This is a genomic window from Streptomyces sp. NBC_00620 (assembly GCF_026341825.1).
Taxonomy (GTDB): Bacteria; Actinomycetota; Actinomycetes; order Streptomycetales; family Streptomycetaceae; genus Streptomyces.
Genome location: NZ_JAPENY010000002.1, coordinates 2,428,813 through 2,442,606 on the forward strand (window position 1 = coordinate 2,428,813; position 13,794 = coordinate 2,442,606).

General features: G+C 70.2%; 9 protein-coding genes. 7 read left to right on the forward strand and 2 right to left on the reverse strand.

Features of this window, described 5'->3' with window-relative positions:
- Positions 1-54: 54 nt before the first annotated feature.
- The 7 genes from OG246_RS30190 (at position 55) to OG246_RS30220 (ending at position 11,055) form a co-directional block, all read left to right on the forward strand.
- Positions 55-921 (forward strand): carbohydrate ABC transporter permease, encoded by an 867-nt coding sequence (locus OG246_RS30190; protein WP_266471021.1) that lies wholly within the window; start codon positions 55-57, stop codon positions 919-921.
- Positions 918-1,736, forward strand: coding sequence for a carbohydrate ABC transporter permease (locus OG246_RS30195; RefSeq protein ID WP_266470195.1), 819 nt, complete (start codon positions 918-920; stop codon positions 1,734-1,736). Before OG246_RS30190 ends, OG246_RS30195 begins: the two co-directional genes overlap by 4 nt.
- A 224-nt stretch (positions 1,737-1,960) precedes the next feature.
- Complete coding sequence (locus tag OG246_RS30200) at positions 1,961-4,291, forward strand: beta-glucosidase (RefSeq protein ID WP_266470196.1); 2,331 nt, start codon at positions 1,961-1,963, stop codon at positions 4,289-4,291.
- Positions 4,292-4,500: 209 nt separating this feature from the next.
- Positions 4,501-6,021, forward strand: a complete 1,521-nt coding sequence (locus OG246_RS30205; protein ID WP_266470198.1) for a carboxylesterase/lipase family protein — start codon at positions 4,501-4,503, stop codon at positions 6,019-6,021.
- 104 nt (positions 6,022-6,125) lie between these two features.
- Entirely contained in the window at positions 6,126-6,923 is a 798-nt protein-coding gene (locus OG246_RS30210) for an oxygenase MpaB family protein (protein ID WP_266471024.1), read from the forward strand.
- 64 nt (positions 6,924-6,987) lie between these two features.
- Positions 6,988-9,267 carry a serine/threonine-protein kinase gene (locus tag OG246_RS30215; RefSeq protein WP_266470199.1) on the forward strand — a complete coding sequence of 760 codons (2,280 nt, stop codon included), beginning with the start codon at positions 6,988-6,990 and terminating at the stop codon, positions 9,265-9,267.
- Between the two features lie 216 nt (positions 9,268-9,483).
- Positions 9,484-11,055, forward strand: coding sequence for an NAD(P)/FAD-dependent oxidoreductase (locus OG246_RS30220; protein WP_266470201.1), 1,572 nt, complete (start codon positions 9,484-9,486; stop codon positions 11,053-11,055).
- A 171-nt stretch (positions 11,056-11,226) separates the two neighbouring features.
- Here OG246_RS30220 and OG246_RS30225 read toward each other — a convergent pair whose 3' ends face one another.
- Together OG246_RS30225 and OG246_RS30230 are read right to left on the reverse strand one after the other, a co-directional pair.
- Complete coding sequence (locus OG246_RS30225) at positions 11,227-11,814, reverse strand: dihydrofolate reductase family protein (protein ID WP_266470203.1); 588 nt, start codon at positions 11,812-11,814, stop codon at positions 11,227-11,229.
- 107 nt (positions 11,815-11,921) lie between these two features.
- Entirely contained in the window at positions 11,922-13,727 is a 1,806-nt protein-coding gene (locus OG246_RS30230; protein WP_266470205.1) for a serine hydrolase, read from the reverse strand.
- Between the last annotated feature and the right edge of the window lie 67 nt (positions 13,728-13,794).

Sequence of the window (13,794 nt, forward strand, 5' to 3'; positions counted from 1 at the left end):
ACATCGCGGTTCGCGAGCAAGACGCGGGCACGCGACCGGGCCGCTCCTCCCACACTGGAACGGCCCGGCGTGGCCTGGGCGGTCCCCGGGCTGCTGTTCTTCCTCGTTTTCGCGATCGTGCCGATGGCGGGAGTGGTCTACCTCTCCCTCACTCACTGGGACGGCCTGAGCTCGCCGCAGTTCACCGGCCTGGACAACTGGTCGCGATTCTTCGGCGACAGCCAGGTCCGCCAGTCAACCCTCGTCACGGGCGTCCTGCTGGTCGGGAACATCGCTGTGCAGGCGCCGATCAGCATCCTGCTGGGAGTCTGGGCGGCCGGCCACCAGCGCAACCGCGCCGTCCTGTCGGCGATCTTCTTCCTGCCGCTGCTGCTGTCCACAGCGGCCACGGCCATCATGTGGCGCCAGCTGCTCGACCCGAACTTCGGCCTGCCGTCGAAGGTCGACTGGTTGTTCGGCGGCAGCAATCCCTTCGGCTCCCAGGCAGGCTCGATCGCCTGTCTGGTCCTGGTCACCAGTTGGCAGTTCATCCCCTTCCACAGCCTGCTCTACCAGGGCGCCGCCCGCGCCATCCCCCACACGCTCTACCAGGCGGCCGCGATCGACGGCGCGGGGCGGGTGCGGCAGTTCGTCCACATCACCCTGCCGCAGCTGCGCAACACGATCATCACCTCGACCACCTTCATGGTCATCGGCGGTCTCACGGCCTTCGACATCGTGCTGCTGCTGACCAACGGGGGTCCCGGCACGGACACCTCGATCCTGCCCTTCTCGATGTACCAGACGGCCTTCCGCACGTACGACTACGGATATGCGAGTGCCATCGCGAGCTTCCTGCTGCTGCTCGCCACCGTGGCCTCGGTCCTCCTCACGAAGCTCAGTGGGTACGACAAGATGACGAGCACGATGGAGGGGCTGTGAGGACGCGCCCGAACTACCTTGCCGGCGCGGCCGCCCTCGTCTGGCTGGTGATCATCGGTGTCCCGCTCTACGCGCTGGCGAACACGGCGGTGCAACCGCAGACGAAGTACACCGACAAGGGACCGGTCTCGATCCCCTCCACGGTGACGTGGGACAACTTCCGCACTGTGGTGGACAGCGGGTTCCTGCACTACATCTGGAACACCGTCGTCGTCGCCGTGGCCACCGTCGCCATCGTGCTCGCGCTCGCCGTACCGATCAGCTACGCGGTGGTTCGCGGCCGGGGCTGGATCTCCAAGGGAGTGTTCCGCCTGTTCCTGCTGGGCCTGGCCATCCCCTCCCAGGCGGTCATCATCCCGCTCTTCCTCATCGTCAACGACCTCGGCTTGTACGACACCCTGTGGGGGATCATCCTGCCCACGGCGGCTTTCGCGCTTCCCGTGAGCGTGCTGGTCCTCAGCGGCGGTATGCGGGACATCTCCAACGAGCTGTACGAGGCCATGGCTTTGGACGGCGCCAGTCCGGCCCGGACACTGGTGACCCTGGTCATCCCGATGTCGCGCTCCGCCATCGCGACCGCGTCCGTCTTCGCGGCTCTGCAGGCATGGAACGGCTTCCTGTTCCCGCTGATCATGGCCCAGTCCGAGGACACGAAGCTGGTGACCCTCGGCCTGTACAACTTCGTCTCCGAGTACGGCTCCAACGTCCCGGCCCTGCTGGCCGCGGTGCTGATGTCCGCGGTGCCCATCCTCGTCGTCTACCTCTTCGCCCGGCGGGCCCTCGTCGCGGGCCTCATGGGCGCCGGCGGCAAGTAGCGGCTCCGCCGTCCCGCCCGACCTGACGAGGTGGGACGGAGATCGAAGCCGGGCCCGGGCACCCTCAGGTGCCGAGGAGAACCTCCTCACGGTGCCGTCCCGCGCGTCCGCCTCCCCAGGACCGCTGCCCGGGCCCGACTCCGGTCCGGCCTGCCCGCACGACCCTGCTTCGACTTCCCCGAACCACGCCGTTCGCGGCACCCGTCACAGAAACGGATGACCCTTTGACGATCAGCGACGAGCGCCCGGCGACGACCGGGCTGTGGAACGATCCCGCCCTGCCGGCCTCCGACCGCGCCCGGGCCCTGCTCGACGTCATGACCGAGGCCGAGAAGACAGCGCAGCTCGGCAGCACATGGCCGGGTCACGACATGGCCGGCGACGTCGCCCCCATGCAGGACACCTTCAGGGGCGCCGAGAGCTTCGACGAGGCGGTCGTGGACGGGCTCGGACATGTGACGCGAGTGTTCGGCACAGCACCGCTGGCTCCCGAAGCGGGCCGCGAGCGGCTGGCCGCCCTGCAGGAGCGGGTTGTCGCGGCGAACCGTTTCGGTATCCCGGCCATCGCCCACGAGGAGTGTCTGACCGGATTCACCACCTGGCAGGCGACCGTCTACCCCACCCCGCTCGCGTGGGCGGCCACCTTCGACCCCGGCCTCGTGCACCGGATGGCCGCGGCCATCGGCTCGGACATGGCGGCCGTGGGTGTCCACCAGGGACTGTCACCCGTCCTGGACGTCGTACGCGACTATCGCTGGGGCCGGGTGGAGGAGACACTCGGCGAGGACCCCTACCTCGTCTCGGAGCTCGGGCTGGCCTATGTCCAGGGCCTGCAGTCAGGCGGTGTCGTCGCCACCCTGAAGCACTTCGCCGGCTACTCCGCCTCCCGGGCGGCCCGCAACCACGCCCCGGCCGCCCTGGGCCCGCGCGAACTCGCCGACGTGGTCCTCGTCCCCTTCGAGAAGGCCGTCGTCACGGGCCGGGTCGGCTCGGTGATGAACGCGTACAACGACATCGACGGTGTGCCCTGCGCTGCGGACGAGGCCCTGCTCACCCAACTCCTGCGCGAAAGCTGGGGGTTCGAGGGCACGGTGGTGTCCGACTACTGGGCGATCGCCTTTCTCGCCTCCCTGCACCACGTCGCGGCCGACATCCCGGACGCGGCACGTGCCGCGCTGCACGCCGGCATCGACGTGGAGCTACCCCACACCACGGCCTACGGAGAAGCCCTGCAGGCCCAGCTGAGGGACGGTCGCGTCCCCGTCGGCCTGCTCGACCGCGCGGTGCTGCGCGTTCTGACGCAGAAGGCCGAACTCGGCCTGCTGGACCCGGACTGGCATCCCCGTCGGTACACGGCCCCCGCGGACTTCGACTCGCCCCTCAACCGAGGCGTCGCCCGCGCGCTGGCCGAGGAGTCCGTCGTCCTGCTGGACAACGCCGCCGACCTGCTGCCACTCACCGGTGCGCGCTCCGTCGCCGTGATCGGCCCCACGGCCGACGACGCCCACTGCCTGTTCGGCTGCTACTCCTTCCCCAACCACGTCCTCCCTCACAACCCCGAGATCCCCATGGGCATCGAGGCACCCACCGTGCTGGACGCCATCCGGCGGGAGTTCCCCGATGTCACCGTGCGGTACGAGGTCGGCTGCCCCGTCACCGGGGACGACCGCAGCGGTGTCGAAGCGGCGGTGGCCGCGGCCGCGGCGGCCGACGTGACGGTTCTCGTCGTCGGCGACCGCTCCGGCATGTTCGGTCACGGAACCTCCGGGGAAGGCTGCGACGTCGGCGATCTGACGCTTCCGGGAATGCAGGACGAGCTCGTCGAGGCCGTCCTCGCCGCGGCGAACCGTACAGTCCTCGTCGTCGTCTCGGGCCGCCCCTACGCGATCGGCCGGCACGCCCGGAACGCGGACGCGACCGTCCAGGTGTTCTTCCCCGGCGAGGAGGGGGCGGCGGCGATCGCCGGAGTCATCTCCGGGCGGATCAACCCCTCCGGACGCCTTCCGGTGCAGATCCCGGGTGACATGGCCGGGCAGCCGGGCACCTACCTGGCGCCCCCGCTCGCCCTCAAGAGCGACGGGGTGAGCAACATCGACCCCACACCCGCGTTCCCGTTCGGCCACGGCCTGTCGTACACGACCTTCGCCATCGGGGACGTGCATGTGAACGAAGCCGCCGTGCCCGTCGACGCGACGATCGCGGTACGAGCCGCGGTCTCCAACACCGGCGAAAGGGCGGGCACCTTCGTGCCCCAGCTCTACCTCACCGACCCGGTCGCCTCGGTCACCCGCCCCGTGCGCCAGCTCATCGGGTTCACCCGTGTCGACCTTGCCGCCGGTGAAACCCGTGTCGTCGAGTTCCAGGTCCACACGGACATGACCAGTTTCACCGGAAGGGACCTGCGCCGACGCGTCGAACCCGGCGGCATAACGTTCACCGTCGCCCAGTCGGCGGGCGATCCCGGCGTCCCCGTCCAGGTGACCCTGCAAGGAGACGAGCGCATGGTCGACCACACCCGCACCATGACCACGCCTGTCACGGTGCTCCCGGGCTGACGGTCGGTACACCGCGGGCCGGGACGGCTTCGGCCGGGGATGTACCACGTCTCCGGCCGAAGCCGCACCCGTCCGCCCGTCCGTGCCAGAGCCGGGTGCGACCTCCACATCCGTAGAGCCGCCCGTAGGCGCTTCGAAGCACGATTCTGCCGAAAGGTATGTTCGTACAGTGAAATATAGTTCACACTAGGGTAGGTGAGGAGTCAACGATGAGCAGCGGCGAGTTCCCAGAGGTCAGGACGGTGGCGGGCGCGGTCCGCGGGCGCCGTGAGGGTGGCTTGGAGGTCTTCAGGGGCATCCCGTTCGCACAGCCGCCGGTGGGTGAGGCTCGCTTCGCGGCGCCGCAACAAGTGGACGCCTGGGACGGCGTGCGGGAGGCGTTCGCGTTCGGTCCGCCACCTCCGCAGGAGCAGATGGGCCCCGAGGCCGAGCCTCCCGCCGGCCTTCCGGGCGGTGACGACTGGCTGACGGTCAACGTCTGGACTCCGGAGACGGACCCGGCCGCGCGACGCCCGGTGATGGTGTGGATCTACGGTGGCGCGTACAAGTTCGGCTCTGCCGACGACCCGGCCTATGACGGCAGCCGCCTCTCCCGCGAGGGCGATCTGATCGTGGTCACACTCAACTACCGAGTCGGTGTCGAGGGGTTCGCCCTGATCGAGGGCGCACCCGCGAACCGTGGACTGCTTGACCAGGTCGCCGCCCTGGAGTGGGTGTGCGAGAACATCACCGCCTTCGGTGGCGACCCCGACCGGGTCACCGTCTTCGGTGAATCCGCAGGCGCCGGGTCCATCGCCGCACTGATGGCCATGCCGCGAGCACGGGGTCTGTTCCGGCGGGCCATCGCCCAGAGTGTGCCGGGCACCTTCTTCTCCGGCGCACTGGCCCGTGACATCGCCGAGGCCCTGGCCGACGGGCTGGGGCTGCGCCCGACGGTCGCCGATCTGTCGGGCGTGGATCCCCGGAAACTCCCTGAGGCAGGAGCTGTACTGACCGCCCGGATGCGCGAGTATGTGCACCGCTGGGGTCCGGTCGCTCTCACCCCAACCCCTTTCTCGCCCGTCGTCGACGGCGATGTCCTGCCCACCGCGCCGTGGCAGGCTCTCGCGAACGGCGCCGCACGGGACGTGGAGCTGATCACCGGGCACAACCGGGACGAATATCGTCTCTTCCTCATGCTCGGCGGGCTGCTCGGTCGAGTGGACGAGAGCCTGGCCTCGATGGCGTTGGGCCTGTTCGGGCCGACGCCGGACGCCGAACAGGCCTACCGCACCGCGTTCCCGGACGCCTCGGCGGAGTATTTGTTCGAACTGGTGCAGTCCGACTGGCTGTTCCGCATGCCCTCGCTTCATCTGGCAGAGGCGCAGGTGGCCGGTGGTGGCCGGGCACACGCCTACGAACTCACCTGGGCCGCACCCGCCAACCACGGCGCTCTGGGCGCCTGTCACGGCCTCGATGTACCCCTGACCTTCGGCACATACGGCGGCCTCGGTGCCATGCTGGTCGGGCCCACTCCCTCGCCCGAGACCGAGGCGCTCTCCGCCCGCTTCCGCTCCGCCTGGACCGCCTTGGCGACCGGGGGTGACCCGGGCTGGCCCGCGTACGACGCCGATCGCCGTCTCGTCCAGCTCTTCGATACGGAACCGGCGGTCACCGCGTACCCGGAGGAGGCTGCCCGCCGACTCTGGGAACACCATGCCTTCGCCGCTCTGCCCCTCACTTCGGCGTAGCCGGTTGGCTAGCGCCAACTGGCAACCCTGGTCACACTGCTGGTGTGGACGCCTTTCAGACCGGTGACCCGGGACTCTTCACTCCTGACTCGGTGACCTGGCAGATGCACGGCGACCCGATGATGTGGGTCGCCGGAGTCCGCGCGCTCTATCTGCAGGCCCTGCATCCGCGCGCGGTGCGGGGTGTCATGCAGAACTCGGACTTCCGGCGCGATGCGTGGGGCCGGCTGATGCGCACCGCGAACTTCGTGGGGACGACGACGTACGGGACCAGTGAGGCCGCTGAGATGGCGGGGGTGCGGGTGCGGAAGATTCACACGATGCTCACAGCCGAGGACCCGGAGACGGGGGAGCGGTACCGGATCGACGAGCCCGAGCTGCTGCTGTGGGTGCACTGCGCCGAGATCGACTCCTATCTGCACGTCCTGCGGCGCTCGGGGTTCCGCCTCACGGATGCGCAGGCGGACCGCTACATCGGTGAACACCGGGTCAGCGCACGGCTGGTGGGGCTCGACCCCGATGTCGTACCTGCGGACCGGGCCCAACTGGCCGCGTATTTCGAGAAGGTGCTGCCCGAGCTGGCGGCAGGCCCGGAAGCGCGGGACGTGGACGACTTCCTGTTGCGCCCGCCGACACACCCGTTGCTCGTACCGGCGCGCGCCGTGCTGTGGCGGCGCGTGGCGCATCTGGCGTACGCCTCTCTGCCGCCGTACGCCCACGAGTTGTACGGCAGAGCGGCTCCGGAGCCCGCCGTGGTGACCCGGCGCCTGCGTGTCACGGGCACCATGCTGCGCTGTGTTCCCGCACGTCTGCGCTGGCAACTTCCGCCCAAACACATTCTCCGCGCCATGTCACGACTCGGCCCCGGCTCGCGCCCGGCGCCGTACAAAGTCGACAGATAACTCGCCATACTGGACGGGCCGGGGGAGGGCGCGGGGCGAGTATCGACGGGGGCGGTCGCAGGAGATGGCGGAGACCAGGCTGATCCAGAGCCGGTACCGGCTGCTCGATCTCATCGGGCGGGGCGGTATGGGTGAGGTGTGGCGTGCCCGCGACGAGTCGCTGGGCCGGCATGTGGCGGTCAAGTGCCTCAAGCCCCTCGGCCCGCACCACGATCAGTCCTTCACCCGAGTGCTGCGGGAGCGGTTCCGGCGCGAGGCCCGGGTGGCCGCCGCCCTCCAGCACCGCGGGGTGACGGTCGTCCATGACTTCGGTGAGTCCGACGGCGTGCTGTATCTCGTGATGGAGCTGTTGGAAGGGCGGAACCTCAGCCAGCTCCTGGAGGACAACAAGCAGCACCCGCTGCCGGTCGCCGACGTCGTCGATGTCGCCGACCAGGTGGCCGCGGCCCTCGCGTACACCCATCAACAGGGCATCGTGCACCGCGACTTGAAGCCCGCGAACATCATGCGGCTCACCGACGGCACGGTGAAGATCTGCGACTTCGGCATCGCGCGCCTCGGCCACGACATCGGGTTCACCTCACGTCTGACCGGCACCGGTATAGCGATGGGCACCCCGCACTACATGTCGCCGGAGCAGATCAGCGGCACCCATGTCGACCAGCGCAGCGACCTGTACTCCTTCGGGTGCGTGCTCTACGAAATCGCCACCGGGGCACCGCCGTTCGACCTCGACGACGCTTGGGCTGTGCTCGTCGGACACCGGGACACGACTCCCGAACCGCCGCGCCGGCACCGGGCCGAACTCCCCGAGTACTTCGAGAAGATCATCCTGGATCTGCTCGCCAAGGAGCCCGAGGAGCGCCCGCAGGACGCCCGCGAACTCGGCCGCCGCATCAACGCGGGCCGCACGACCCCGATGTACGTGCCGACCGTGGTGACTCCCGCCATCCGGCAACCGGGGCCGGAGCAGCGACCGTTGGCGCCCTCGGCCCAGGCGCGCCCCGAGCAGCCGCCCTCGCGCGAACCCCGGCTGCCCTCCTGGACCCGCGGCATGACCACGGGCCACAAGGCGACCGGCGCCGGGCTGCGCGTCACACCCCCGGACGCTTCTGCGGGCCTCACCGGCGAGTGGATCGCGCGTCCGTCCACGGCTGTGGCGCGCGCGCCCGAGCGCACCGAACGGCCTACTCCCTCACCGGAGTTGATCACCACTCTGGCGGGGCGGCACAACGCCGGCCTGAGTCTCGGGCGGCTCGGCCGGTGGACGGAGGCGGGCGAGGTGCACCGTGCGGTCGCCGCCGAGCGGGAGCACGCCCTCGGTCCTGACCACCCCGACACGCTCGCCTCCCGCTACGAGGTCGGGTTCACGCTCAGCCGCACCGGACGCCCCGCCGAGGCGCTGCGCGAGTACGCGCATGTCGCCCAGGCCAGGGAGCGGGTGCTCGGCCCCGACCACCCCGACACGCTCGCCGCACGGCAGGAAATGGCGTATGTCCTCGGCCAGTTGGGCCGCCACTTCGAGGCCCACCAGGCCTACACTTCCGTGCTCGCCGCCCGGGAGCGCGCCATGGGCCCCGACCATCCCGACACCCTGCGCTGCCGCCACAACCTCGCCTTCAACCTGAGCAGACTCGGGCGCCTTGAGGACTCGTACCGCATGGCGAGCGAGGTGGCGTCCGCCCGTGCGCGGGTGCTCGGCGCGATGCACCCCGACACGCTCGTCACCAGGTACGAAGTCGCCTACGCGCTCGGCCAGTTGGGGCGTTGGCCCGAGGCGCTGCACACCTACCAGGAGGTGGCCGAGGCTCGCGCGCAGGCGCTGGGGCCCGATCATCCGGACACGCTCGCCGCCCGCTATGAGGTCGGCATCAGCCTCGGGCGGCTCGGCCGCAGTGCGCAGGCGCTTGAGCTGTACCGCGATCTGATCGACGACCGCACTCGCGTGCACGGCTCCGCGCATCCCGAGACCCTGCGTGCCCGGCACGGTCTCGGGGTCAACCTTGGCCGCATGGGGCGCTGGGAGGAGGCCCTCGCGGAGTCGCGTGACGTGTGTGCCATCCGCGAGCGGGTGCTCGGGGGCGACCATCCGGACACTCTTGTCAGTCGGCGCGAGGTTGCCGTCGGTCTTGGGTGGCTCGGTCGGTGGGCCGACGCGCTCACCGAGTATCGCGGGGTGGCTTCCGCTCGCGAGCGGGTGCTCGGGGCCGATCATCCCGACGCGCTTGCCAGCCGTAACGACGAGGCGCACTGTCTGGAGCAGCTGGGGCGGGGTCAGGAGGCTGTGGAGTTGTATCGGAGGGTGGCTGCGTTGCGGCAGCAGCGGGCGTCCGGGGGGCATTGAGTGTGGTTGGGGTGGTGGGATTTCGCCCCCTCCGCCCCTACCCGTCCCGTCCTTCTGGGGCTGCGCCCCAGACCCCCTTGGTCGTTTGTTTGCTGCCGGCTGTGGGGGCTTGTCGCGCAGTTCCCCGCGCCCCTGCGGGGGCGCGGCCCCGTACGGGTGCCCGCCGCCTGCCGCGTACCCCTGGCCGCCGTAGATCATCACGTGTTACCAAGAAGCATGCCTGCACTCGAGGGATACGACGCCGTGATCGTCGGCGGGGGACACAACGGGCTCGTCGCCGCTGCCTACCTGGCCCGGGCCGGGCGGTCGGTGCTGGTCCTTGAGCGCTTGGGGACGACCGGTGGGGCCGCTGTGTCCACGCGGCCGTTCGCCGGGGTCGACGCGCGGCTGTCGCGCTACTCGTACCTGGTCAGCCTGCTGCCGCGGAAGATCGTGCGGGATCTCGGCCTGGACTTCCGGGTACGCGGGCGCACCGTCTCCTCGTACACGCCTGTCGAGCGCGACGGAAAGGCGACCGGACTGCTTGTCGGCGGTGGTGAGCGGCGCACCCGTGAGGCGTTCGCGCGGCTGACCGGATCGGACAGTGAGTACGCGGCGTGGCAGCGGTTCTACGGGATGACGGGCCGCGTCGCCCAGCGGGTGTTCCCCACGCTCACGGAGCCCTTGCCCACGCGCGATGAGCTGCGTCGGCGTGTCGACGACGAGGAGGCGTGGCGGGTGCTCTTCGAGGAGCCGGTCGGCGCCGCCGTGGAGGAGTACTTCGCCGACGACCTCGTACGCGGTGTCGTCCTCACCGATGCCCTCATCGGGACCTTCGCGGACGCCCACGACCCCTCCCTGCGGCAGAACCGCTGCTTCCTCTACCACGTGATCGGCGGCGGCACCGGCGCCTGGGACGTGCCGGTCGGCGGCATGGGCGCCCTGACGGACGCCATCGCCGCGGCGGCGCGCAACGCGGGCGTCGTGATCGCGACCGGCCATGAGGTCGTGCGGATCGAGTCGGACGGGCGGGCCGCCGAGGTCACCTACCGGAGTGCGGACGGCGAGGGTGTCGTCGCGACCCGGCACGTGCTGGTGAACGCCTCGCCGCAGGAGCTCGCGCGCCTCACCGGCGACGAACCGCCCACCCCCGCCGAGGGCGCCCAGCTCAAGGTGAACATGCTCCTGAAGCGGCTGCCGAGGCTTCGCGACACCTCCGTCGACCCGCGCGAGGCGTTCTCCGGGACCTTCCACATCGCGGAGGGATACGAGCAGTTGGCCACCGCCCACGCGCAGGCGGCGGCCGGCGAACTGCCCACCGCGCCGCCCTCCGAGATCTACTGCCACTCGCTCACCGACCCGAGCATCCTCGGCCGGGACCTGGTCGAGCAGGGCTACCAGACCCTCACCCTCTTCGGACTGCACACGCCGGCCGGGCTCTTCGCTCGCGACAACGACGCCGTACGCGATGAGCTGCTGAAGTCGACCATTGCGCAGCTGGACGCCCACCTCGCCGAACCCCTCGTCGGCTGTCTGGCCACCGACGCCGACGGCCGCCCCTGCATCGAGGCGAAGACCCCACTCGACCTGGAACGCGACCTGCGGCTGCCCGGCGGCAACATCTTCCACCGCGATCTCGCCTTCCCGTACGCGCAGGAGGGCACGGGACGCTGGGGCGTCGAGACCCGGCACGCGAACGTCCTGCTGTGCGGGGCGGGCGCGGTGCGTGGCGGCGGGGTGAGCGGGGTGCCCGGGCACAACGCGGCGATGGCCGTGCTGGAGGAGCCAGGTCTTGGCGGGCCGCGCTAGGGCCTGTCTGACAATTCCCGTCGTCGCCCGGAGGGCGGCCTCGCGGCGTCAGGTGCGTGCTCTCGGCGTGCCGGGCGTAGAGCCTCGTACTGGATGTACTTGGGTCTGCGCCCGGTGCGGCGAGAGTGCGTGCATGGCGTCGCGGGGCAGACGGGAATTGTCAGACAGGCCCTAGGCGGTTGCCTCGTCCGGCTGTCCCGCCCGTTCGAAGGTGAGGATGGTGACTCCGTCGCCGACGACCCTGGAGTCCTTCAGGCGCAGACGCTTCTTGTCGGACGTCGCGCCGAAGAGGCGCTTGCCGGTCCCTAGGACGACCGGGAAGACCATCAGGCGGAGCTCGTCGACGAGGTCCTTCTCGATGAGGGTCTGCACCAGGCGGGCGCTGCCGTGGACCACGATGTTCCCGGGCTGTGTCTCCTTGAGAGCCGCCACCTCCTCGACGACATCGCCGCTGAGCACCGTGGAGTTGTTCCACTCGGCCTTGTCGAGGGTCGAGGAGACGACGTACTTGGGCATGCTGTTGAACTTGTCGGCGAACTCGCCCTCGCGAGAGGGCCAGGCGGCGGCGAACCCCTCGTAGGTGACCCGGCCGAGCAGCAGGGCGTCCGAGTCGTGTGTCTCCTCGAGCTTGAACTGGTTGCCTTCGTCCCCACGGTCGATCTCGAAGCTCCAGCCGTCGTACTTGAAGCCCTCGCCTCCGCCGGGCGCCTCGAGGACGCCGTCGAGCGAGACGAATTCGGTGACGATGATCCTTCCCATGCTGTCGCTCCCTTTCCTGTTCCCGGTGGATGCGGGCCTTCATGGTGGATGTGGGCCTTCACGGGTGGATCTGTGGTCCGTGACGCACACATCTCACCTTCGAGCCTTCAGTCCCGGGACGCCACCCAGCCCACCGCAACAATGCGCGCGGCGTCCGCCGGACGTGCCTCGTCGAAGAGGACCTGGTCTCCGGAATCGACCCGGAGTGCGTCGACGTAGGCGCCACGACCGACGTACAGCTGGTCGGTCGCGTACCGCCAGCGCGCGGTGAGCTGCCGCGCCTGGGGCAGGTCCGCGGTGAGCCGGTGCCAGACCCGTCCCGACCAGCCGGTGACCGAGCCGGTGGGGTGTTCCTGCGGTTCCTCGCCGTGCGGGGCCGTCGTGAAGGGAACCGGCTGCCAGGTCGTACCGCCGTCGGCCGACGTCTCCAGGGAGAGACGGTCCGCCTGGGGTTCGGTGTCCCACCACAGTGCGCAGCGCAGGCGTACGGGACCGGTGGCAGTGGCAGTGTCGAACGCGGGCAGCGTCAGTGTGGCCGTCGTCGTGCCCGTCATCCCGGAGAACCAGGATGTGCGGCCGCGCGCGGGGCGGACCGGCACGGCGCGGGCCAGGTTGTTCGCCGCGGCGACCCGGGGAGCGGAGCCAGATCGCCAACTGCGGGCGGGGTGGACGGAGTTGCCGAGGACGATCAGGAAGGAGTCGGTCGTCGGGTCGAGGACGAGGGAGGTGCCGGTGAAGCCGGTGTGGCCCGCGGTGCGCGGGGTGGCCATCGCGCCCATGTACCAGTGCTGGTAGAGCTCGAAGCCGAGGCCGTGTTCGTCGCCCGGGAAGGCCGTGTTGAAGTCGGTGAACATCAGGTCCACCGTCTCCGGCTCCAGGATGCGCGCCCCGCCGTACGCGCCGCCGTTGAGCAGCGTGCGGCCGAGGATCGCCAGGTCCCAGGCGCAGGAGAACACGCCCGCGTGGCCGGCCACACCGCCGAGGGAGTACGCGTTCTCGTCGTGCACCTCGCCCCACACAAGGCCCCGGTTCAGCCCCGACCAGGGCAGCCGCGCGTCCTCGGTGGCGGCGATCCTCGGCTTCCAGGAGGCGGGCGGGTTGTAGCGGGTGCGGTGCATACCGAGCGGAGCGGTGATCTCCTCGTGGAGGAGGGTGTCGAGGGTGCGGCCGGTGATCTTCTCCAGGACGAGCTGGAGCGAGATCAGATTCAGGTCCGAGTAGAGGTACTTGGTGCCCGGAGGGTTGAGCGGGGCCTCGTTCCAGATGAGTTGGAGCTTTCCCTCGTGGGTCGGCGCGTTGTACAGAGGGATCCAGGCGCGGAAGCCCGAGGTGTGGGTGAGGAGTTGGCGGATCGTGATGGTCTGCTTGCCGCCGCCCGCGAACTCGGGGAGGTACGAGGCGACCGTCGCCTCCAGAGCCAGCGCGCCGCGCTCGATCTGCTGGACCGCGAGGATCGACGTGAACAGCTTCGAGACGGAGGCCAGGTCGTAGACGGTGTCCTCGGCCGCCGCGATCTGCTGGTCGGCGGGGAACTCGACGCCGGTGTCGGTCTTCTCGTCGTACGCCGCATAGCGCACCGCCATGCCGATCGGCTGGTGCAGGGCCACGGTGCCGCCGCGCCCGGCGAGGAGTACGGCGCCCGCGTACCAGGGGTGCCTGGGGGAGGGGTCGAGGAACGCCTCGGCGTCGGCGACCAGTTGGCGCAGATGGCCCGACAGCAGTCCGGCACGCTCGGCCGACCCGTGCCGCAGTGTCGGCAGTCCGCCACCGGTTCCCCCGGCGGCAGTGGCGGATGCGGCGGGTCCTGCGGGGAAGGGGGCGATGGCCAGGGCACCTCCCAAGGCCGCCACCCGTCTGCCCAGTTGACGACGGGTCAGCCGGCTGTGTGCTCCACCCGTTGCTTCATCGGTCATCGAGAAGTCTCCCGCCGCGCCGCCTGAAAGTATCTTTCCTGGTTCGCCTTGCGGGGTGAAACTTTCC